Source organism: Cellulomonas fimi (assembly GCF_028583725.1).
Lineage (GTDB): Bacteria > Actinomycetota > Actinomycetes > Actinomycetales > Cellulomonadaceae > Cellulomonas > Cellulomonas fimi_B.
Genome location: NZ_CP110680.1, coordinates 2,197,487 through 2,218,269, shown reverse-complemented (window position 1 = coordinate 2,218,269; position 20,783 = coordinate 2,197,487). Strand labels below are relative to the sequence as shown.

22 protein-coding genes are annotated in these 20,783 nt (G+C 75.0%); 17 read left to right on the top strand and 5 right to left on the bottom strand.

The features are described 5' to 3' along the window. Window positions 1-50 precede the first annotated feature (50 nt). Window positions 51-1,151 (bottom strand): LacI family DNA-binding transcriptional regulator, encoded by a 1,101-nt coding sequence (locus OOT42_RS10145; RefSeq protein WP_273654726.1) that lies wholly within the window; start codon window positions 1,149-1,151, stop codon window positions 51-53. A 73-nt stretch (window positions 1,152-1,224) separates the two neighbouring features. Here OOT42_RS10145 and OOT42_RS10140 point away from each other — a divergent pair, with 73 nt between their 5' ends. Continuing rightward, complete coding sequence (locus tag OOT42_RS10140; protein WP_273654725.1) at window positions 1,225-3,924, top strand: substrate-binding domain-containing protein; 2,700 nt, start codon at window positions 1,225-1,227, stop codon at window positions 3,922-3,924. A 103-nt stretch (window positions 3,925-4,027) separates the two neighbouring features. Here OOT42_RS10140 and OOT42_RS10135 read toward each other — a convergent pair whose 3' ends face one another. Together OOT42_RS10135 and OOT42_RS10130 are read right to left on the bottom strand one after the other, a co-directional pair. Continuing rightward, complete coding sequence (locus OOT42_RS10135; protein ID WP_273654724.1) at window positions 4,028-5,803, bottom strand: DEAD/DEAH box helicase; 1,776 nt, start codon at window positions 5,801-5,803, stop codon at window positions 4,028-4,030. Between the two features lie 260 nt (window positions 5,804-6,063). Beyond that, window positions 6,064-6,480 carry a CoA-binding protein gene (locus tag OOT42_RS10130; RefSeq protein ID WP_273654723.1) on the bottom strand — a complete coding sequence of 139 codons (417 nt, stop codon included), beginning with the start codon at window positions 6,478-6,480 and terminating at the stop codon, window positions 6,064-6,066. A 181-nt stretch (window positions 6,481-6,661) separates the two neighbouring features. On the opposite strand from OOT42_RS10130, the gene OOT42_RS10125 reads away from it, so the two are divergent. From OOT42_RS10125 to OOT42_RS10090, 8 genes are all read left to right on the top strand, one after another. Beyond that, complete coding sequence (locus OOT42_RS10125) at window positions 6,662-7,246, top strand: CDP-alcohol phosphatidyltransferase family protein (protein WP_273654722.1); 585 nt, start codon at window positions 6,662-6,664, stop codon at window positions 7,244-7,246. Further along, window positions 7,243-8,235 (top strand): DUF881 domain-containing protein, encoded by a 993-nt coding sequence (locus OOT42_RS10120; protein WP_273654721.1) that lies wholly within the window; start codon window positions 7,243-7,245, stop codon window positions 8,233-8,235. Before OOT42_RS10125 ends, OOT42_RS10120 begins: the two co-directional genes overlap by 4 nt. Continuing rightward, window positions 8,232-8,564 (top strand): small basic family protein, encoded by a 333-nt coding sequence (locus OOT42_RS10115; protein ID WP_124343430.1) that lies wholly within the window; start codon window positions 8,232-8,234, stop codon window positions 8,562-8,564. Before OOT42_RS10120 ends, OOT42_RS10115 begins: the two co-directional genes overlap by 4 nt. Continuing rightward, complete coding sequence (locus tag OOT42_RS10110) at window positions 8,561-10,219, top strand: DUF881 domain-containing protein (RefSeq protein WP_273654720.1); 1,659 nt, start codon at window positions 8,561-8,563, stop codon at window positions 10,217-10,219. The genes OOT42_RS10115 and OOT42_RS10110 overlap by 4 nt, the downstream gene beginning before the upstream one ends. 115 nt (window positions 10,220-10,334) lie before the next feature. Next, complete coding sequence (locus OOT42_RS10105) at window positions 10,335-10,820, top strand: FHA domain-containing protein (protein ID WP_273654719.1); 486 nt, start codon at window positions 10,335-10,337, stop codon at window positions 10,818-10,820. 40 nt (window positions 10,821-10,860) lie between these two features. Further along, window positions 10,861-11,628, top strand: a complete 768-nt coding sequence (locus OOT42_RS10100; protein WP_273654718.1) for a MerR family transcriptional regulator — start codon at window positions 10,861-10,863, stop codon at window positions 11,626-11,628. A gap of 73 nt (window positions 11,629-11,701) precedes the next feature. Next, a complete protein-coding gene (locus OOT42_RS10095; RefSeq protein WP_273654818.1) occupies window positions 11,702-12,196 on the top strand; it encodes a bifunctional nuclease family protein in 495 nt (164 codons plus the stop codon). Between the two features lie 169 nt (window positions 12,197-12,365). Beyond that, window positions 12,366-12,959, top strand: a complete 594-nt coding sequence (locus OOT42_RS10090) for a MerR family transcriptional regulator (RefSeq protein ID WP_273654717.1) — start codon at window positions 12,366-12,368, stop codon at window positions 12,957-12,959. Between the two features lie 100 nt (window positions 12,960-13,059). On the opposite strand, the gene OOT42_RS10085 is transcribed toward OOT42_RS10090, so the two are convergent. Continuing rightward, a complete protein-coding gene (locus OOT42_RS10085) occupies window positions 13,060-13,827 on the bottom strand; it encodes a ParA family protein (protein ID WP_273654716.1) in 768 nt (255 codons plus the stop codon). Between the two features lie 231 nt (window positions 13,828-14,058). Here OOT42_RS10085 and OOT42_RS10080 point away from each other — a divergent pair, with 231 nt between their 5' ends. The 7 genes from OOT42_RS10080 (at window position 14,059) to OOT42_RS10050 (ending at window position 18,915) form a co-directional block, all read left to right on the top strand. After that, the gene (locus OOT42_RS10080; protein ID WP_423775990.1) at window positions 14,059-14,667 is read left to right on the top strand and encodes an MBL fold metallo-hydrolase; all 609 of its coding nucleotides are present in this window, start codon (window positions 14,059-14,061) and stop codon (window positions 14,665-14,667) included. Window positions 14,668-14,749: 82 nt separating this feature from the next. After that, window positions 14,750-14,890 carry a hypothetical protein gene (locus OOT42_RS10075; RefSeq protein WP_273654714.1) on the top strand — a complete coding sequence of 47 codons (141 nt, stop codon included), beginning with the start codon at window positions 14,750-14,752 and terminating at the stop codon, window positions 14,888-14,890. A 102-nt stretch (window positions 14,891-14,992) separates the two neighbouring features. After that, window positions 14,993-15,493 carry a GNAT family N-acetyltransferase gene (locus tag OOT42_RS10070; RefSeq protein WP_273654713.1) on the top strand — a complete coding sequence of 167 codons (501 nt, stop codon included), beginning with the start codon at window positions 14,993-14,995 and terminating at the stop codon, window positions 15,491-15,493. 793 nt (window positions 15,494-16,286) lie between these two features. Next, window positions 16,287-16,439, top strand: coding sequence for a hypothetical protein (locus OOT42_RS10065; RefSeq protein WP_273654712.1), 153 nt, complete (start codon window positions 16,287-16,289; stop codon window positions 16,437-16,439). A gap of 136 nt (window positions 16,440-16,575) precedes the next feature. Next, a complete protein-coding gene (locus tag OOT42_RS10060) occupies window positions 16,576-17,598 on the top strand; it encodes a tyrosine-type recombinase/integrase (protein WP_273654711.1) in 1,023 nt (340 codons plus the stop codon). Window positions 17,599-17,655: 57 nt separating this feature from the next. Then, window positions 17,656-18,129: a heme-degrading domain-containing protein gene (locus OOT42_RS10055; RefSeq protein WP_273654710.1), complete on the top strand. Its 474-nt coding sequence runs from the start codon at window positions 17,656-17,658 to the stop codon at window positions 18,127-18,129. 93 nt (window positions 18,130-18,222) lie between these two features. After that, on the top strand, window positions 18,223-18,915 hold the full coding sequence (locus tag OOT42_RS10050; protein ID WP_273654709.1) for a hypothetical protein: 693 nt from the start codon (window positions 18,223-18,225) through the stop codon (window positions 18,913-18,915). A 338-nt stretch (window positions 18,916-19,253) separates the two neighbouring features. On the opposite strand, the gene OOT42_RS10045 is transcribed toward OOT42_RS10050, so the two are convergent. After that, complete coding sequence (locus tag OOT42_RS10045) at window positions 19,254-20,201, bottom strand: aldo/keto reductase (RefSeq protein WP_273654817.1); 948 nt, start codon at window positions 20,199-20,201, stop codon at window positions 19,254-19,256. Between the two features lie 216 nt (window positions 20,202-20,417). Here OOT42_RS10045 and OOT42_RS10040 point away from each other — a divergent pair, with 216 nt between their 5' ends. Continuing rightward, on the top strand, window positions 20,418-20,762 hold the full coding sequence (locus OOT42_RS10040; RefSeq protein ID WP_013771102.1) for an RNA polymerase-binding protein RbpA: 345 nt from the start codon (window positions 20,418-20,420) through the stop codon (window positions 20,760-20,762). Window positions 20,763-20,783 lie beyond the last annotated feature (21 nt).

Here is a 20,783-nt window from a genome sequence, read left to right as displayed (position 1 = left end):
TACCCATTCGTTACCGGCCGGACGCCGGTTGTCGCCGGCAAACGGGCTGGTCAGCGGCTCCGCGGGCCCGTGCTGCCCCGCACCGCGAGACCGCCGACCTGCAGCTCCCGGCGCGCACGGGCGTCGCCGTCGAGCACCGCGAGCACTGCCTCGCCGGTCGCGAGCCCCAGGTCGCGCTCCGCCGACGGCAGCGTCGTGACCGACGGTGTGGCGAGCCGGCACAGCGCCGAGTCGGAGCCCGCGACGACCGACAGGTCCCACGGGACCGCGAGCCCGGTGCGGCGTGCCACGTCGAGCGCCGCGATCGCCATCTGGTCCGAGTCGAAGACGATCGCGGTCGGCGGTCGGGCCGCGGTCAGCAGCCGCCGCGTCGCGACCGCCGCCTCCTCGGCGGTGCCGGACGTCGCCTCGTGCTGCAGGTGCCCACCCGCCGGGTCGAGCACCCGACCCAGCGCGCCCACCCGCGACCGCGTGCGCGCAAGCCCTGCGGGCGCGGTCACCGCCGCGACGTTCCGGTGCCCGAGCTCGAGCAGGTAGCGGGCGACGCGCGCGTACGCGTCGGCCTCGTCGACCCGCACGCTCGCGAGGTCGTGGTCCTCGGGCGAGCCCCCGACCACGACCGCGGGAGCGCGCAGCCGGCGCAGCGCGTCGATCCGCGGGTCCTCGACGAGCACGTCGGTGACGACCATCACGTCGAACCGGCGTTCCGCCCACCACTCGCCGTACAGCGCGACCGCGGCCTCGGGCCCGTCGACGATCTGGAGCACGAGCGCGAGGTTGCGCGTCGCGAGGACCTCCTGGATCGCCGTGACGAACTCGAGCACGCCGGTCGCCTGGGCGGCGGGACCCGCACCGGCGCGGTCGACCACGAGCCCGACCGCGCGGGGACCGGTGCGCATCGAGCGCGCAGCCGCGCTCGGCCGCCAGTTGAACTCGTCGGCGACGCGCAGCACGCGTTCCCGGGTGGCGGCCGAGACGCCGGGGCGACCGTTGAGGGCGTACGAGACGACCGCGATCGAGACGCCGGCCGCGCGGGCGACGTCGGTGATCGTCGGGCGCCTCGGAGGCGGGGACGAAGGTGGAAGCGGTCCCGGTGCGGAGGGCGTCGGAGTGCTTCCATCGGTGGACGAGTCATATGCAGGTGTGACCACGATCACCTAGTGTGTCGCCCGATGCGGCACAATTGCACCATCTCGACTCCGACGACGTAGGCGAGGAGCAACCATGGGGACTGTCCGGCGCGGTCCGGTGTCGCCGACGGCGCGGCGCACCATCGGTGTGTTGTCGCCGGTCGTCGGGGGTTTCTACTTCGGCGCGCTCATCGCCGGCGTGGCGCGCGCGGCCCGTGCGGCGGGTCACCGCGTCGTCGCCGTCCAGACCTACCCGGCGGGCCTCGACCGGGAGCGCTACCCCGACGAGTCGATCCTGGACGCGCCCGTCGGGCTCGGCGCCGTCGACGGCCTCGTGGTCGTCGGCAAGGCGCTGCGCGCGGACCGGCTCGCCGCGGTCCAGCAGTGGGGTGTGCCGCTCGTCCTCGTCTCCGAGGAGCCGACGTCGGCGGACGACCCGGTCGTCGTCCCGGACAACACCGCGGGCATCCGCGCGGCCGTCGACCACCTCGTCGGCCACGGCCACACGCGCATCGGGTTCGTCGGCTGCCTCACGCAGCGCGACATGCGGGAGCGCTTCGCCGCCTACCGCGCGACGCTCGCCGACCACGGCATCGAGCCCGCCGAGTCGTGGTGGTACGACGCGACGGACAACCACGAGCAGGGCGGTGCGGACGCGGCTGCGCGGATGCTGGCACTCGGCCGGCAGACCACCGCGGTCGTCGCGGCGACCGACCGGAACGCGATCGGCTTCCAGCGCGCGCTGCGGGCCGCCGGGCTGGTGCTGCCGCGGGACCAGGCGGTCATCGGCTTCGACCACGCGGACTCGGGCGCCCGGGTGACGCCCCGGCTCTCGACGGTCGACGCGCACTACGACCGCGTCGGGGAAACGGCCGTGTCGCTCCTGCTCGCCCGGATGCGCGGCGAGGAGATCGTCGGCGGCGAGTACCGCACGCCGTCGACGCTCGTGCTGCGCGAGTCGTGCGGGTGCACGGAGGTCGGTCCCGCCTCGACGACGGACCAGCCCGCGGGCGTCGCGGGTGGGCACCAGGTGCTGCGCGCGCTGGCCGAGACGGCGTTCGTCGGGCCGGTCGGTGCAGGCGCCGGCCGGCGCGCCGGAAGCGCGCCCCGCGACACGTGGTGGCACGCCGTCGTCGAGCCGCTCGAGGCGGCCGCGGAGCGCGGCGCCGTACCGGCCCCCGCGACGCTGGCACGCCTCGCGGACCTCACGGCCGCCATGCAGCCGCACCCCGAGGCGCTCGAGCAGCTCGTGACGTGCCTGCGGGGGATCGAGAACGCGACGCTCGAGGCGTTGGCGCGTCCCGAGCACGCGTCGGCGGTGCGGCGCGTGGTCACCGAGGTCCTGCTCGCGCTGACCAAGGGCTGCACGCGCGCGATGCTGGCGCGCAGCGGCCAGCTCGAGCGCACGATCGTCGACCAGTACGAGGTCGACATGGACCTCCTGCGCGGCGACGGTGCGAGCCCGCGCGCGCTGGGCTGGCTGCCGCGCGGGGTCCGTGGCCACGCGTGCCTCGGACTGTGGCTCGGCGCCGACCGGGGCCCGGGCGACCGGGAGATGGAGATCGTCGGCGTGCACGACACGTCGGGCACGCTCTCGCGGCTCGTCGGCATGCGCACGACCGCGAGCCAGTTCCCGCCCGCCGCGCTCACCCGGGCCGGGACGGTCGGCAGCAACGAGCTCACGTTCGTCGTGCCCGTGACCTTCGGGGGCTCCGACTGGGGCCTGCTCGCGATCGACGGCACCGCGGAGACCCGCGCGACGAGCGCCCGGGACCGGTTCAACCACTGGGCCGCCCTGCTCGCGGTCGCGCTCGACCAGGAACGCCTGCTGACGTCGCTGCGCGAGCAGCGTCGCGCGCTCGAGCAGGCCGCCGCGCGGGAACGCTCCCTCGCCGACACCGTGCGGGCCAGCGAGGAGCGCTACGCGCTCGCGTCGATGGCGGCGCACGACGGCACCTGGGACTGGGACGTCTCCGCGGGGACGGTCTACTACTCGCCGCGGTGGAAGCAGACCCTCGGGTACGACGACGACGTGATCGGCGACTCGCCCGCCGAGTGGCTCGAGCGCGTCCACCCGGCCGACCGCGACGACCTGTCGGCGGCCATCGCCTCGCAGCTCGCCGGCGCGGGCACGCCGCTGGAGCTCGAGCACCGCGTCCGCACGTCCTCGGGCGACTACCGCTGGATGCTGTGCCGCGCGGTCACCGTGCTCGACGACGCCGGCTGCCCGGCGCGGTTGGTCGGCGCGCTCGTCGACGTGACCGAGCGCAAGGAGGCCGAGATCGCCCTCCAGCGCGACGCGCTGCACGACCCCGAGACGGGCCTGGTCAACCGGCTGCTGTTCCTCGACCGGCTCGCGTCGGCGGTGCTGCGCACCCGCCGGTCGCCGTCGTACGACTGCGCGGTCGTGCTCGTGCGGGTCGCGGACGACCACGCGATCCCCACGCAGGGACGTCACGAGGACGGCGACGTGCACCTCGACCTGCACCGCGAGCTCGTGCGTCGGCTCCGGCGCCCGCTCCGCGAGGGCGACACCCCCGCACGCATCGCCGAGGACGACTTCGCGGTGCTGCTCGACGACGTCGGCCCCGGCGGGGTCCCGGGCCGCGTCGGCCAGCTGCTCGACCAGCTGCGGCACGAGCTCGGCTCCCGCATCCGCGTCGGCGCGCTGGGCAGCATCCGCGGGTTCCGCGACGTGTCGGAGGTGCTGCGCGAGGTCGACATCGCGCTCCTGCGCGGTGGCTCCACCACGACGTGGCGGAACGAGGCGCGCCCCGGCACCGTCCTGCGCTGACGCACCCCGGCCCGGCTCCGGGTACGCCGACGCCCCGCGGCTGCGTGGGCCACGGGGCGTCGTGAGGGGTCCGCGCGCCGGTGGACGGCGAGCGGACGGCGGGTCAGGAGCGGCCGCGGTGCGGGCCGTGCGACGGCCGCGAGGCGCCGTGACCCGGGCGGGGACCCGTGTCGAGGCGGATGCGCAGCGGGCGACCCGCGACGCGCGCTCGGGCGAGCCGGTCCACCACGTCTGCCGTGAGCCCGCCGGGGATGTCGACGAGCGCGAAGCTGCCGAAGATGTCGATCTTGCCGACGTCCTTGCCGTTCAGGCCGCCCTCGCCCGTGAGCGCACCGACCAGGGCGCCCGGCTGCAGGCCGTCGCGGTGGCCGACCGCCACGCGCCAGCGCGGGGGACCACCGGCGATGTGGGTGTCGCTGCGGCGACGCTCGCGCGGCGGCCGGTCGTCGTGGCCCGCGGTGCGCTCGTGCCGCCCGGGCGCGAGGTGTGCGCGCTCGAGCGCGTCGTCCAGGTCGTCGCCCGTGCGCGACGTCGGGCCCTCGTCGCCCACGGCGAGCGCGGCGACGGCCGCCAGGAGCTCGACCGTGTCGGTGTCGGGCCGCGCGGCGAGGTGCGCGGCGATCGCGTCGCGGTAGACGTCGAGGCGCCCGAGCGCGGCACGCTCAGGAGCGCGCTCGAGCAACCGCGTCACGCGGTGCGCGCTGACCTCGGCGGGCGACGGGATCGTGACCTGCTCGAGCGGCACGCGGGTGGTGCGCTCGATCGTGCGCAGGCGCGACTGCTCGGACGGGGTGACGAACGCGAGCGCCTCGCCCTGCCGACCGGCGCGGCCGGTCCGACCGATGCGGTGCACGTAGGTCTCGGCCTCGCGGGGCACGTCGAAGTTCACGACGAGCCCGATGCGCTCGACGTCGAGGCCGCGCGCGGCGACGTCGGTCGCGACGAGCACGTCGAGCGCGCCGGTACGCAGGCGGTCGACGATCTTCTCGCGGTCCGACTGGGCGACGTCGCCGGAGATGTGCGCCGCGGAGATGCCGCGCTCGACGAGCGCGCTGCCGACCTCCTCCGCGGCACCGCGCGTCCGGACGAACACGATGGTGGCGTCGGCGTCCGTGACGGACAGGACCCGGCCGAGCGCGCCGATCTTGTGGCGGTGCGGCACGACGGCGTAGGTCTGCCGGACCGTCGTGACGGTCGACGACTGCCGCGCGACGGTGATCTCGACGGGCTCGTGCAGGTGCTGCTCGGCGACGCGCCGGATCGGCGCGGGCATCGTCGCCGAGAAGAGCGCGACCTGACGGCGGTCGGGCGTGGACGCGAGGACGCGGTCGACGTCCTCGGCGAAGCCCATCCGGAGCATCTCGTCGGCCTCGTCGAGCACCAGGTAGCGCACCTGGTCCATGACGAGCGTGCGCCGGTCGAGGTGGTCGAGGACGCGGCCGGGCGTGCCGACGACGACCTGCGCACCGCGTGCGAGCGCACGCTGCTGCGGGAGGAACGGCGCGCCGCCGTAGACGGCGACGACGCCGAGCCCGGGCACGTGCTGCGCGAACGACGAGATCGCGTCGGCGACCTGCATCGCGAGCTCGCGGGTCGGCGTGAGGACGACGGCCTGCACGCCGGCGGTCGCGGCGTCGACCGACGCGAGCAGCGGGAGGCCGAACGCGGCGGTCTTGCCGGTGCCGGTCTGCGCGACGCCGACGATGTCACGGCCTGCGAGCAGCGCGGGGATGGCCTGGGCCTGGATGGCGGAGGGGGTGACGAAGCCGAGGTCGGCGACCGCGCGCTCGAGCGCGACGGGCAGTCCGAGGTCGTCGAAGCGAGGGCTGGGCGTCTCGACGTCGTCGGTCGTGGGGGCAGGGGGCACGAGGGTGCTCATGGGGAACCGTTCGGTGAAGCGGGGGAGCCCTGAACCGTGCGCCAGGACGGCGGACGGCGGGTCGCTGCTGCCCCGCACACCCGACGGCACCAGGACGGTGCCCAGACTTCACGACACGAGCCCGCACACGTGTGCAGGCTCGACGGGGGACGCGCGACGAACTCCGGTAGTCGCCGTCCAGTCTACGGGCGGACGGCCGCCGACGGACCCGCAGCAGCAGGTGAGTTCGGGCACACGTGGTCGGCGACGTCGTGCCGGCGTCAGCCCAGGCCGAGCCGGCGCGCCTCGATGATCGGGCAGGTGTCCATCACGACGTCCAGGCCCGCGGCCGCCGCACGCTCGGCCGCGTCCTCGTCCACGACGCCGAGCTGCAGCCAGACGGCGCGCGCGCCGACCGCGATCGCCTCGTCGACGACCGCGCCCGCCAGCGCGCTGTTGACGAACACGTCGACGACGTCGACGTCACCCGGCACCTCGGCGAGCGTCGCGTAGCCCGTCGCGCCGTGCACCGTGGGGGCGCTCGGGTGGACCGGGACGATCTCGTGCCCCCGGTCCTGCACGAACTCGGCGACGCCGTACGCCGCGCGCGCCGTGTTGGTCGACAGCCCCACGACGGCCCACCGGCCGGGCGTCGTCAGCAGGCGGCGGATCACGTCGGGGTCGTTGCGGTGCGTCACGCTCGCAGCCTCGCACGACAGGCCCGTGCCGCGCGCGCGAGAGACTCGGCGGGCGCGGCGGAACGGACGAACCGCCGCGCGGGGGACGCGACCGACGCGCGGGCGCGGACGGGGGAGCAGGTCGCACGGGAGGAGCGCCGTAGGATCGTCGCCGCAAGCACCGAGAGCGACGGGGGAGGCAGTGAGCCAGAACGAGCTCGTCACACCCCGCGTGCTGACGGTGCCCAACCTCGTGAGCCTGATCCGCCTCCTGCTGGTGCCGGTGTTCGGCTGGCTCATCGCGACCGGCCACGACGGCTGGGCCGTCGTGGTGCTCGCGGTGTCGGGGGCGTCCGACTGGCTCGACGGCGTGCTCGCACGGCGCCTGCACCAGGTGTCGCGGCTCGGCCAGCTGCTCGATCCCGCCGCGGACCGCCTCTTCATCCTCGTGACGCTCGTCGGGCTCGTCTGGCGCGGCGCCGTGCCGTGGTGGCTGCTCGCCGTCCTCGTGGCGCGCGACGTGCTGCTCGCGGGCGTCCTCGTCCGGCTCGCGCGGGCCGGGTGGGGCCCGCTGCCCGTGCACATGGCGGGCAAGGCCGGCACGTTCGCCCTGCTCTACGCGTTCCCGCTCCTGCTGCTCGGGCAGTGGGCCGCGCCCCTCGGCCCGGTGGCGTCCGTGCTCGGCTGGGCCTGCGCGCTGTGGGGTGTCGGCCTGTACTGGTTCGCCGGCGCGCTGTACCTCGTCCAGGCGCGCGAGCTGCTGCACGACGGGACGGCGACGGCATGACCGCGCGCCACGGCGACGCCCCGCAGCGCCCCGCGCCCGACGCGTCGATGACGCTCCTCAACGAGGTGTACCGGCGGCCGCTCGACCCGGGCTACGCCGCCGCGGCGGAAGGCCGGCGCACGGGGACCCGCCCGCCGCGCACCCGGCGCGGCGCCGCGCTGCTCCTCGTGCTCGGCGTCCTGCTCGGGCTCGGCACCGTCACCGCCGCCGTCTCGCTGCGCACCCCGCCGCCGTCCGTCGTCGCCGCCCGCACGCTGCTCCAGAACCAGATCGAGCAGCACGACGCCGAGGCGGCGGCGCTCGAGAGCGAGCTCGCGTCCCTCAGCGAGGAGGTGCGGCGGCTCCAGGAGGCCGCGCTCGACGACGTCGACCCGGCGCTGGCCGCCGAGCTCGAGGCGAGCCAGGTCGCGTCCGGCGTCGTGCCGGTCACCGGCCCGGGACTGCGGATCGTCCTCACGGACGCCACGGTCGACACCGAGGCCGGCGAGGAGGTCGACCCCTCGTCCCGCGTCCAGGACTTCGACCTGCAGGTGGTCGTCAACGGGCTGTGGGCGTCGGGCGCCGAGGCGATCGCGATCAACGGCGAACGGCTCACCGCGACCTCCGCGATCCGCAGCTCGGGTCCCGTCGTGCGCGTCGACCTCGTCCCGCTGGTCAGCCCGTACGTGGTGGAGGCCGTCGGCGACCCCGTCGCGATGCAGCCCGAGCTCGCGCGCAGCTCCGCGGGTCAGCTGCTCGCGACGCTGCGCAGCACCTGGGACATCGGCGTCGACCTGTCCTCGCAGACCGCGCTCGAGCTGCCCGGCACCGGCCAGGTCAAGCTGCACGACGCGACCGTGCCCGAGGAGGCGCGTCTCACGCCCCCGAGCCCGACGACGACCACCGACCAGGCGCCGAGCACGCTGGACGAGGGCGCGCAACCGCAGGGTGCGGACGGGGCTTCCGGTGTGGCAGGGTCGGCACGTCATCCGGGGAGGGAACGTACGTGATCGCAGTGATCGGGCTCGTCGTCGGGGTCGTCGTCGGCCTCGTCCTCCAGCCGACCGTCCCGCCGGAGCTGCAGCCCTACCTCCCGATCGCCGTCGTCGCGGCCCTCGACGCGCTCTTCGGCGGGCTCCGGGCGATGCTCGACGGGATCTTCGACGACCGCGTGTTCCTGACGTCCTTCCTGTCGAACGTCGTCGTCGCGGCGCTCATCGTCTTCCTCGGCGACCAGCTCGGTGTCGGCTCGCAGCTGTCGACCGCCGTCGTCGTCGTCCTCGGCATCCGGATCTTCTCCAACGCCGCCTCCATCCGCCGGCACCTCTTCAAGGCATGAGCGACCAGCGCCCCGACCGCCCCACCGACCCGCTCGCTGCCCCGGACGACGCACCGCGCACGGGCGGCGACGAGGCCGTCACGGCGACCGACCTCGCGTCGGAGGACCCGGTGGAGCCCGAGCCCACGACGGACCCGGGGTCGACCGCCCCGGTCGACGACACGCCCGTCGACCCGGCCGACCTCGAGGAGCCGGTCGACGAGGCGCACGACCGCGCCGTCCGCGAACCCGTCGAGAACGCACCCGAGATCCTCGGTCCCGGGGCCGTCGAGCAACCGGACGAGCGTGCGGACGACCTCCTCGTCGCCGGCTCCGGGCAGGTGGACGCCGCCCTTCCCGTGACGGTGGACGCCGGCCACATCACCCCGACCGCGCCGCCGGACGACAGCGACGACGTCGCGTTCGAGGGGGCCGACGACGCCGCGTTCGCGCCTGCCGACGACCCCGTCGCCGAGCCCGCGTGGACGAGCGGACTGGACGAGCGTGCGCCCGTGTGGTCGGACACGCCGGACGACGACCCCGCAGCGGAACCCGCGCACGGCCGGCCCGAGGACGACGCCGTCGTCCGACCGCTCGACGCCCCGCTCTCGACCGTGCTCGGCGAGGACGCCGACCACGTCGCGGCGCTCGGTCTGCCCCCCGATGCGACGACCCGCACCGACGCCACGACCCGCACCGGCGACGCGGTCCCCGCCGACCTCCCGGACCACGACGACACCGTCGCCCCCGAGAGCACGTGGGCTCCGGCCGGGGGCAGCGCCCCCGCACCGGGCGAGGACACCGACGACGTCGAGCCGGACGCGCACGTCGACGACGTGGCAGCCACCCCGCCGGCGGACACGCCCGTCGAGCCTGCGCCGGCCGTCGCGACGCCGGCCGTCGCGACGCCGGCCGTCGCGACGACTGCTGCCGCGACGACCGCTGCCGCGTCGGAGAGCGGCTGGAGCGTCCTCGGGCGCGCGCTGCGCCCGCGCGTCAACCGCGCGCAGGTGCTCGCCGGCGTGCTCTGCGCGCTGCTGGGGTTCGCCCTGGCCGTGCAGATCCGGCAGACGAGCGACCTGAGCCTGTCGGGCATGCGGCAGGCCGACCTGGTGCGGATCCTCGACGAGGCGACCACACGCGGCGACGCTCTGGAGCGCGAGCGCGCGGACCTGGTCGCCGAGCGCGACGAGCTCCTCTCGGGCTCCGACACCCGGCAGGCGGCGCTCGACGCGCTGCGCCGCAGCGCCGAGACACAGGGCATCCTGGCGGGCCGGCTGCCTGCCGAGGGGCGCGGCGTCGTGGTGACCGTCAGCGACGGCGGCGCACAGGTCAAGCCCGTGACGATGCTCAACATGCTCGAGGAGCTGCGGAACGCCGGCGCGGAGGCGATGCAGCTCAACGACCTGCGGATCACGGCCAGCAGCGCGTTCACGGGCGTCGCGGGGGCGATCCAGCTCGACGGCACGACGCTGACCGCGCCGTACGTGTGGAAGGCGATCGGCGACCCGGACACGATCGCGACCGCGCTGCAGATGCCCGGCGGCGCGTTCGCCGAGGTGCGCAACAACGGCGGCAACGCGTCGGTCGAGCCGCAGGACCTCGTCGAGGTCGACGCGATCCGTGTCGTCCCCGACCCCGTGCACGCGACACCGGTACCGCCTGCGGGCGGCTGACCCGCGCGTCCAGGCGATCCGTGCTGCGACGACGCGCCGGGTCCGCATAGGGTGTGCGTGACCCCACCGAGGACGGTGCCGGGTGATCGGACGAGCAGGGCGCGCGGGAGGCGGAATGAGCGGCGACGAGCAGGCCCCTGGGGTCCCTGGACCGCAGACGGGTCGGCCCGCGTACGGACCGGACACGACGATGTCGTTCGGCGCGCTCGAGCCCGTCGAGATCGAGGCCGCCGCGCCCGTCGGGCTGACGCCCGACGAGGTCGTCGCGGTGAACGCGCTCCCGCCCACGTCGGCCCTCCTGGTGATGCAGCGCGGGCCGAGCGCGGGTGCGCGGTTCCTCCTCGACGCCGACCGCACGGTCGCGGGTCGCTCGACGGAGGCGGACATCTTCCTCGACGACGTGACGGTGTCCCGCAAGCACGCGGAGTTCGTGCGCGACGGGCAGCAGTTCGTCGTGCGGGACATCGGCTCGCTCAACGGCACCTACGTGAACCGGTCGCGCATCGACCAGGCGGTGCTGCGTGCGGGCGACGAGGTCCAGATCGGCAAGTACCGCATGACGTTCCACCCGAGCCCGCACCGCGAGGTCGCTCGCGGGTGAGCACCGTCCTGGTCATCACGGGCCCGCGGGGGAGGGGCGCATGAGCGGCGCACAGGCGCAGCGCGCGGAGCAGGACGACGCGGCCGTCGGTCGGCCGTCAGCGGTCGAGCCGTGGCCGCGGGGCATCTCCCGGCGCGCCTCGATGCGCATCTCCGACGTGCTCGCCGCGCTGCGGATCGAGTTCCCGGCCGTGACGACGTCCAAGCTGCGCTTCCTGGAGGAGCAGGGGCTCGTGGAGCCCGTGCGGACGCCCGCCGGGTACCGCCAGTACTCGCCCGCGGACATCGAGCGGCTGCGGTTCGTCCTGCGCCAGCAGCGGGACAAGTACATGCCGCTCAAGGTCATCGGCGAGCGGCTCGCCGCGCTCGACGCGGGCGAGGAGGAGGAGCAGGCGCCTCGTGCGCGGCTCGCCACCCGCGACGGCGTCGTCCAGTCGGGCGAGGTCCGCTGGACGGTCGAGGCGCTGGCCGCCGAGGCGCACGTCGAGGTCGCGTTCGTCGAGGAGCTCGTCGCCTCCGGCGTGCTGCGCCCGCGTGGCCGGTCGTCGTTCGACCCGTGGGCACGGGACGTCGTCGTGGCGGCCGCGGCCCTCGCGGAGCACGGGATCGACGCGCGTCACCTGCGCCAGTTCCGCACCGCGGCGGACCGGCAGGCCGACCTCGTCGAGCAGGTGGTGGCGCCCTGGCGCGGCCGTCGTGGCGCGTCTGCCGCGGCACGCGCCGGCACGGTCGCCGCCGAGGTCGGCGAGCTCTGCACGCAGATGCACACGGCGCTCGTCCGGGCCGCCGTCGCCGACCTGACCCCCTGAGAGCACGTCTCCACGGAGACGCGCCGATTGGCCGCCGACGTCGTACGTTGGACGCGTGGGGGAGGACGGCGGCATGGTGCGGGTGGAGGTCGTCGGCGTGCGTCAGCACCTGGCCGACGACGAGATCGTCGTGCTCCTGCTCGACCCGGAGTCCGAGCTCCTGGTGCCGATCCTCATCGGCCCGACGGAGGCCAGCGCGATCGCGTCTGCGCAGGCGGGCATCGTCCCGCCACGACCCATGACGCACGACCTGCTGCGCGACGTGATCGTCGCGACGGGGTCGAGCCTCGCGCACGTGGAGATCACACGGCTCGACGAGGGCGTCTTCCACGCCGAGCTCGTGCTCGCGACCGGTCCGCGGGTGGACTCCCGCGCCTCGGACGCGATCGCGCTCGCGCTGCGGTTCGGCTGCCCCGTGATGTGCGCCGCGGAGGTGGTCGCGGTGGCGGGCGTCGAGGTCCGCACGACGAGCACCGAGCAGGACCTGGAGCGGTTCCGCCGCTTCCTCGACGTGGTGACGCCCGACGACTTCTCGACGGGCGACGAGCCGGGCGAGGCGGGCCGCTGAACGTCCGTGAGGTGCGCGAACGGGTGAACCTTCGACCTCAGGTCGAAGGTGAGACTCGCCGGGCGCGACACGCCAGGGCGGGGCGTCGTTGCATCGGGGTGGCGGCGGGCCTAGCGTTGCAGGAAGTCGAGGACCAGCGCGCCGTCGGGCGGGCGAAAGTGGAGGACCCGTGAGCAGCAACGAGAGCGCCGAGCAGCACCCCACCGCGGTGCCGCAGCGCGCGCAGGGCCTGCTGTTCGACGACGACCTCCCCGACCTCGACACGTACTCCGGCTACCGCGGGCCCACGGCCTGCCGCGCGGCCGGCATCACGTACCGGCAGCTCGACTACTGGGCCCGCACCGGTCTGGTCGAGCCGTCGATCCGCCCCGCGACCGGTTCCGGCACGCAGCGGCTCTACAGCTTCCGCGACATCCTCGTGCTCAAGGTCGTCAAGCGTCTGCTCGACACCGGTGTCTCGCTGCAGCAGATCCGGACCGCGGTCGGCCACCTGCGTGAGCGCGGCGTCGACGACCTCGCGCAGATCACGCTCATGTCGGACGGCGCCTCGGTGTACGAGTGCACGTCGGCCGACGAGGTCATCGACCTGGTCCAGGGCGGTCAGGGTGTGTTCGGCATCGCCGTGGGTCGTGTCTGGCGCGAGGTCGAGGGGACGCTCGCCGAGCTGCCGACGGAGCGCGCCGAGGACGAGGCACCCGACGCCGACGTGCCGGCGCCCCAGGACGAGCTCGCGCTGCGCCGCCAGGCCCGCTCCGCGGGCTGACGACCGCTCTCGTACGCCCCCTCCCGGACGGGAGGGGGCGTCGTCGTTCCTCGCGGCCGACGCCCGGCGCCCGCCGCCGCAGGGCTCGGCGATGCAGAGCTCAGCGGCGCGGTGCGCGCATCGCGCGGTCCAACAGCTGCTCGAACGTCGTCGCGAGCTCGGCGGCCGCCGCCCCCGGCCAGGCGTGCACAGGCTGTGCCGCCCCCTGGGCCTGCTGGAGCGCCGCGCGCTCCGGGACGAACGGCGAGAGCACGAGCGGCCCGTAGAGGGTCCGGAGCTCCTCCAGGCGGAACGCCTGCTCGACCGAGCGGGCGCGGACACGGTTCACGGCGATCCCGAGGGGCTGCAGCTGCGCGGCGGGGCCGCGCCGCAGCTCGTCGATCGTGCGCATCGCCCGGCCCACCGCCATGACCGCGAACAGCCCCGGCTCGGTCACGACGATCGCTCGGTCGCACGCCGTGAGGCCCGTCCGCGTGAGGGCGCCGAGCGAGGGCGGGCAGTCGATCAGGACGAGGTCGTACCCGGACACCCACGACAGGGCGAACCGCAGCCGGTCGACGTCGCTCTCGTCGAGGCGGTCGTGCACCGCCGACCGCTCGGACCCGGCCAGGACGTCGAGACCGTCGTCGGCCCACGTGCTCAGGACCGTCGCCGCCGCGACCGACTCCGCGCCGGGCTCGCTCAGCACACCGGCGACGTCGCCGGTACCGGCCGCGCGCGCGCCGAGCGCCATCGTGGCGTCGCCCTGCGGGTCGAGGTCGATGACGAGCGTGCGCACGCCGCGTTCGAGCGCCGCCGACGCGAGGCCGAGCGTCACCGACGTCTTGCCCACGCCACCCTTGAGACTGCACACCCCGAGCACCAGCACGGCGACCACGGTACGGGCACCGAACGGCTCCGACGAAACCGGCGCCGCCTCGGCTCCGGGTGATCTGGCGTCCCGTGTCGCGCCGGTCGTCCGCGACGGCTCGTCGGCGCCGGCACATCGGGTGCCTCTCGGGTCACCGTCGGGCCGACGGTGGGCTGACCTGCGGCGACGGTCGTGCATGGGCAGACTGGGCTCATGACCACCCGACTGACCCGATGGGGACACTCCTGCGTGCGACTGGAGCGCGACGGCACGGCACTCGTGATCGACCCGGGCGCGTTCTCCGACCTCGACGCGGCACTCGACGGCAGTCCCGCGGTCCTGGTGACCCACGAGCACGTCGATCACCTCGCGGCGGACCGGGTGGCGACGGCCGTGCGGGAGGGCGTCGACGTCTGGGGCCCGCAGCCGGCGCTCGACGCGCTGGCCGCCGCCGGGGCGCCCGCCGAACGGCTGCACGCGGTGCGCGCCGGCGACACCGTGACCGTCGGCGCGTTCGAGGTCGACGTGCTGGGGGAGTGGCACGCGGTGATCCACCCCGACGTGCCGAGGATCGCGAACGTCGCCTATCTCGTCGACGGCGTCCTGCACCCCGGGGACGCGTTCGTCGACCCCGAGGGCCGCACCGTGTCGCTGCTGCTCGCACCGCTCGGCGCACCGTGGCTCAAGCTCGCCGAGGTCGTCGACTGGGTCCGGGCCGTGCAGCCCGCGCGCGTCGCCGTGATCCATGACGCGCCGCTCAGCGAGGTCGGTCGCGGACTGGCGCGCACGCTGCTCGGTCGGCTCGGGGGTGCCGGAGAGCCGCTCGACCTCGCGAACGGCGAGATGACCTACGTCTGACGCCCTTCCCGACGCACCACCGCCCGCCGTACGGTGGGCGTCCACCTCGACCCGGCCGAGCCGGGACCACGAAGGAGGCAGCGTGACGCAACCCACGGGGCACGAGGTGCCCGAGCTCGAGTTCGACGAGACCGTCCCGCCGCGGCCTGAGGAGGAGATCGCCGACGTCGCGCGGTCCGTCCCGGACCCGGAGGGGCACGGCGGCACGCTGCCGGCTCCCTGAGCGCCCGCGCACCGGCGAGGACTGTTCCGACGGGACCGCGGCGCGAACGCCGCACGGGAGGCCCTGGCGTGCAGACGCGCCGCCGTGAGGCATGCTGGTCGCGTGCTGATCCACCGCGCCACCGAAGACGACTGGGCCCTCGTGCGGGACGTGCGTCTGCGGGCGCTGCGGGAGAGTCCCGAGGTGTTCGGCTCGTCGCTGGCGCGTGAGGAGTCCTTCCGCGAGTCGCACTGGCGCATACGCGTCCGGACCGGTCCCACGTGGGTCGCGGTCGACGACGAGAAGGTCGGCCGCGGACTCGTGTCGATGATCCAGGAGCCCGGCTCGCCGGTCGACGACCGGCACGTGGTCGCGCTGTGGGTCGCGCCGGAGGTCCGCCGGCAGGGGGTCGGGTGGGCGCTGCTCGACGCCGTGCGGGCGACGGCTGCCGCGGACGGCGCTCACACGCTGTCGCTGTGGATCGTCGACGGGAACAACGCGGCGGGGGACCTGTACGTCCGCGCCGGGTTCGCCCGGACGGGGGAGCGGCAGCCGCTCCCGCGGGACCCGTCGCGCGTCGAGGAGCGCTGGGTGCGCGAGCTCGACGACGCCCCGCTGCGCTGACCGTCGTACGCTCACGGCCGACCCGACGGGAGTCCCGCGGGGTCGGGGATGGCTCGGAGGCATGGCTCGGTGGGCACACCATCCTCGAGCGTTTTCTGCCATAGTGTCCGACGCGCAGGCTGACCGGACCCAGGGGATCGAACGGCTGTTCGACGCCTCGTCGGCGGCTCGATGGTGGTCAGGGCGTCTCTGCGGGCTCGGCGCCGGGAAGGCCGCGCCGAGTCGGCAACGGGCGCTGGCGGGCGTCGACGGTACGACCGCTCGTGCGCGCACGCCGCGTGGTGCACACCGTCAGCACGATGGGTCGTCGACGTGCCGGCCGACGCACACAGACGCATGCGCCACCGAGCGGCGCGCACCGTGAGCGCACGGCGCGCGCCGGACGGCATTCGGCGAGCTCGCGGCGCGCGTGAGGCACGCAGGACGGCGCTGAGCGAACTCAGCGACGACGGCGCTGAGCGAAGTCAGCGGCGCGAGCCCGACGGTGCGCGTGAGCGCGTGACGCACGCAGGACGACGCTGGGCGAACTCAGCGGGCTCGGCGACGCGTTCCCACGCGATCACGAGCACGCGGGACGTCTCTCCAATGCGCAGCGGGAACCTCACGAGGTGCCGGACTGGCGGACCGGATGCTCGGAGGCACGCGTCCGGGACGACCGAGCCCCATCCGACGAGGTTTCGACCATAGCCGGAACTTTGGCAGAACTAAGGAGAGGTGCTGGTCAGCCTCTCGGACGGCCGTCGCGTCTCCCCGTCCTTCGCAAGACCGCCAGTGCCCCGTCGTCGTCGACGCCTTGCTCGTCATCCCCGTCCGTTCCGGTGCGACTCCGAACGTCACCGCGCTGCGCGACCCGGGTTGCTCCGTCCTGCGCGACGCCGTCCTGCGCGACGCCGGGCTGCGCTGGCTCCGCGGCGGCGAGGTCGTCATCGCGCCCCCTTGGGCGTGACGGCGTCGCCTCGACGTCCGACAACGCCCGGAACCCCTCCTGCTGCGACGCGGGCCGTGGACCTCCGGCCGCGGACTTTGGCAGAACTCCGGCGCGTCCCCCGACAGATCGCCGACGCGCTCCTTACGGTGCGGGCATGGCCGTCCCCCTCTCCGCCGTCGTCGAGCCGTTCCTCACCGACCGCGCCACGCTCACGCGTCGCGGGCTGACCGACGGCTCACGTGCGGGCTACCGGCAGGACGTCGCCACGTGGGCACGTCAGATCGCACAGGACGTCGGCCGGCTCACGGGCGACGAGGGCGAGGATCCCCTGGCGCTGCTCACGTCCGACGACCTGACCGAGCTCAACGTCAAGAACGCGTACCGCGCGATCCGTGGGCGCGAGGCCGCGTCGACGGTGCAGCGCCGCGTCGGCACGTTGCGCCTGTTCGTCCGGTGGCTGCAGATGGAGGGACACCTCGCGGTCGACCCGACGCTGCGCATCGAGGCGCCGGAGCGCCCGGTCCGGCTGCCGGCGGGCTGGGACGACGCGGAGCTGCTGCGGCTCGCGAAGGTCGCGTGGGACGTCTCCCCCGGCGACAGCCGCCGCTGGCCGGCGCGCGACCGCGCGGCGTTCGCGCTCCTGTCGACGACCGGCGTGCGCGCGTCGGAGCTGTGCGGGCTGACCGACCGGTCGTTGCGCGTCGAGGAGGACGGCGAGGCCGTGCTGACGGTCATCGGCAAGGGCAACCGTCAGCGGAACGTGCCGGTGCCGCCGGAGGCGCTGCGCGTCGTGCAGGAGTACGTGGCGGAGCGGGACGAGAAGTTCGGCCCGCCCGAGCACGGTGCTCCCCTGCTGCGCCTGTCGTCGGGGCGCCCCTTGCAGCGCGGTGCGCTCAACCACCTCGTGGACGGCTGGATCCGCCGCTCGGGCGTCGCGAAGCAGGAGGGCGAGGCGGCGCACGGGTTCCGGCACACGTTCGCCAAGGGCCTCATCCGCTCGGGCGTCCCGGCGCCGGCCGTGCAGGCGCTGCTCGGCCACGAGGACCTCAAGACGACCGGCATCTACGTGAAGGCGACGGCCGCGGACGTCCGGGACGCGGTGCTGGTGTCGCCGTCGCGCCGGGTGCTGCGCGAGGTCGGGTCGGTCGGGTCGGGCTCGGTCGACCCGGTCCGGTGACACGGGCGGTGCGCGTGCCGCCGCGTGAGCGGCGGCGACGTGCGCGACGATGGCCGCATGAGTACCGATGACGTCCGGACCACGATCGCCGAGGTGGAGCAGCAGGAGCGTGAGCTCGTGCTGCCGTCGTTCACGAACGACGAGGCGTGGCGGCTGGGCTGCCTGATCGTCGAGCTGGCCGAGGAGCGGGACCTCGCGGTGACGATCGACATCCGCCGCGGCGGTCAGCAGCTCTTCCACGCGGCCCGCGAGGGCACGACGCCGGACAACGACTCGTGGGTCGAGCGGAAGGTGCGGGTCGTCGAGCGGTTCGGCGCGTCGTCGTTCCTGGTCGGCCTGCGGGCGAAGGAGCGTGGCACGACGTTCGCGGAGCAGCACGACCTGCCGCTGCAGCAGTACGCCGCGCACGGCGGCGCGTTCCCCGTGCGGGTGCACGGGGTCGGCGTCGTCGGGGTCGTGACGGTGTCGGGGCTGCCGCAGGCCGACGACCACGCCCTCGTCGTCGAGGCCTTGCGGGCGTTCCTCGCCTGACGAGCCGTCCACAGCCCGGGATCGGACGCTCCTCTCCCCCGGTCCGCCCGTCCGACCGTCGGTGAAGGGACCGCGCCCACGACGCTGACGGGCATGACCGACGACCCGCACGAGCTGATCTGGGACGACGACCGCGACGCCGGCCCGCCACCGCCTGCTCCGCCGCGCTCCTCCTCCAGCACGCCGACGGGCGGCCCCTCTCACCTGCAAGGCCACGACGGCGGCGGCCGCCACAGCCGACGGCAGCGCGACCGCGCGGGTACCGGAGCGGGCGGCGGTGACGTGGACGGCGGCGGTGCCGACGACCGGCCGGACGTGCCGTCGCTGGACGACTGGTCGGACGTGCCGTGGTTGCTCGACCCGCCCCTCCCGGGCGACGCGGGTCTCCCACGCGTGCCGACAGGACCGCTGCGCGCCCACGATGACCTCCTCGACCTCCTGCTGGGGCTCGTCGGGCCGGAGCGTGCGGGGCCACCCGCGCTGTGGTTCGTGCTGCTCGACGCGGCCGACCGGTGCCTGCCCGTCGTGCTCCCCCTCGCCGACGTCCCCCTCACCGCGTCGCCGGGCGTCGCCGCCCACGTGATGCACGTGCTGGCGTCGGTGCTCGACCGCGACGGCCCCGGCGGCGCCGTGCTGATCGGGCTCGTCCGCGCGGCGGGCGGAGACCGTGGGACGTTCGAGACCTCGTGGGCGCCCGTGCTGCGCGACGCGGCCGACGAGCACGGCGTCCGTGTCCGCGCCGTCGCCGCGATCGGCGCGAGCCGCGCGCGCATCATCGAGTGGTGACGCGTCACCGGCGCGAACCTCGACCCGCCGACACGCGTACTGCCCAGGCAGACCCTGCCGACGCAGACCTTGCCGACGCGGACCGTGCCGACGCGGACGCGCCGATCCGACCCTGCCGATACGCGTACTGCCGACGCGGACCGTGCCGATGCGGACCGTGCCGATGCGGACCCTGCCGATGCGGGCCCCGTCGCGGGGCTGGACGCCTCGGGGCCCGACGCCGGAGGTCTCGGCCGCCGCGCGGCCTGCCGACCCGAGTCGTGCTCGCGGGAGTCGTGCTGGCGTGAGTGCAGCCACGCGAACGCTGCGCAGCGCGCAGCACCCGGCGCGAGGGCGCGTCAGACGGGGCCGGGTGCGACCTCGTCGATCGCGGCGAGCTGCTCCAGGGTGGGCTCCCACAGGATGCTCGCGACGTTCGCGCGGAGCTGCTCGGCCGTGCGCGCGCCGGCGATCACGCTCGTCACGGCCGGCTGGGCGGCGAGGCCGCCGAGCGCCAGCGTCGGCAGGTCGATCCCCCACTCCGTGGCCAGGTCGGCGAGGGCTTCGATGCGGTCGAAGTCGGCGGCCGCGAGCCGCTGCGGCATGCGCGTCAGGCGGCTGCCCTCGGGCGCCTGCGCGCCGCGCCGGTACTTGCCGGTGAGCAGCCCGGACGCGAGCGGGACGTACGGGATCAGCCCCACGCCGGTGCGCTCCAGGGCGGGGACGAGCTCGGCCTCGGCGGAGCGGTCGAGGAGGTTGTACCGGTTCTGCGCCGACACGAACGGCGTGCGGTGCGCCGTGCGAGCGGTCCAGTCCGCGTCGAGGACCTGCCATGCGGCGAAGTTCGACGACCCGACGAACAGCACCTTGCCCTCGGCAACGAGCTCGTCGAGCGCGGCGAGCGTCTCGGCGATCGGAGTCACCGGGTCGGGCGCGTGCAGCTGGTACAGGTCGATCCGGTCGGTGCCGAGCCGCCGCAGCGACCCCTCCACGGCACGCCGCACGTACCGGCGCGACCCACGCGCGCCCCAGTCGGTGCCGTTGAGCCCGCCGAGGTCCATGCCGAACTTCGTCGCGACGACGACGTCGTCCCGCCGTCCGCGCAGCGCCGCGCCGAGCAGCTCCTCGCTCTGACCGGGGCTGCCGCCGTACACGTCGGCGGTGTCGAAGAAGGTGATCCCGGCGTCGAGCGCGGCGTCGACGAGCGGCCCCACCCCGTCCGGCGGTAGCGTCGCTCCGAAGGTGTTGCAGCCGAGGCCGGCGACCGACACGGTCAGCCCGCTGGTCCCGAGCCGGCGGAAGGACATGGGCGGCACAGGGGTCGTCGTCACCCGCAGCACTCTACGTCCCGGTCAGGCAGCGGCCACTCACGAGAACCGGGCCGCTCACGCGGACCCTCTCCCCGGTCGGCGGCGGCCGTTCACCAGACCTTCACGCCCACCTGGAACACTGAGAGGTCGACCGCCGTTGACAACGGTGGAAGTTCTCACTCGACGGCCGGAACCCGGCACGGAGGTCCCCTGATGGCAAACCGGTCCCTGCGCGGCATGCGCATCGGGTCCCACAGCATGGAGACGGACGAGGGCGTCGACTTCGCCCCCCGCCTCCAGGCGCACTACGACTGCCCCAACGGGCACACCATCATCCTGCCGTTCTCGGTCGAGGCCGACGTGCCGGTGGTGTGGGAGTGCCGTTGCGGCGCCGAGGCGCTGCTGCGGGACGCGTCCAAGCCCGAGGCGAAGGCGGGCAAGCCCGCCCGCACCCACTGGGACATGCTGCTCGAGCGCCGCACGATCGGCGAGCTCGAGGAGCTGCTCGACGAGCGCCTGGGTCTCCTGCGCGCCGGGAAGCTGCGCCGCAGCGCCTGACGCCCCGCCGAGGCACGCCCC

Bases quoted from the DNA above. Each gene is read 5' to 3' on its own strand.
- OOT42_RS10140 (WP_273654725.1), top strand. From the start codon at position 1,225: ATGGGGACTGTCCGGCGCGGTCCGGTGTCGCCGACGGCGCGGCGCACC.
- OOT42_RS10135 (WP_273654724.1), bottom strand. From the start codon at position 5,803: ATGAGCACCCTCGTGCCCCCTGCCCCCACGACCGACGACGTCGAGACG.
- OOT42_RS10120 (WP_273654721.1), top strand. From the start codon at position 7,243: ATGACCGCGCGCCACGGCGACGCCCCGCAGCGCCCCGCGCCCGACGCG.
- OOT42_RS10110 (WP_273654720.1), top strand. From the start codon at position 8,561: ATGAGCGACCAGCGCCCCGACCGCCCCACCGACCCGCTCGCTGCCCCG.
- OOT42_RS10105 (WP_273654719.1), top strand. From the start codon at position 10,335: ATGAGCGGCGACGAGCAGGCCCCTGGGGTCCCTGGACCGCAGACGGGT.
- OOT42_RS10100 (WP_273654718.1), top strand. From the start codon at position 10,861: ATGAGCGGCGCACAGGCGCAGCGCGCGGAGCAGGACGACGCGGCCGTC.
- OOT42_RS10095 (WP_273654818.1), top strand. From the start codon at position 11,702: ATGGTGCGGGTGGAGGTCGTCGGCGTGCGTCAGCACCTGGCCGACGAC.
- OOT42_RS10060 (WP_273654711.1), top strand. From the start codon at position 16,576: ATGGCCGTCCCCCTCTCCGCCGTCGTCGAGCCGTTCCTCACCGACCGC.
- OOT42_RS10055 (WP_273654710.1), top strand. From the start codon at position 17,656: ATGAGTACCGATGACGTCCGGACCACGATCGCCGAGGTGGAGCAGCAG.
- OOT42_RS10050 (WP_273654709.1), top strand. From the start codon at position 18,223: ATGACCGACGACCCGCACGAGCTGATCTGGGACGACGACCGCGACGCC.
- OOT42_RS10045 (WP_273654817.1), bottom strand. From the start codon at position 20,201: ATGTCCTTCCGCCGGCTCGGGACCAGCGGGCTGACCGTGTCGGTCGCC.
- OOT42_RS10040 (WP_013771102.1), top strand. From the start codon at position 20,418: ATGGCAAACCGGTCCCTGCGCGGCATGCGCATCGGGTCCCACAGCATG.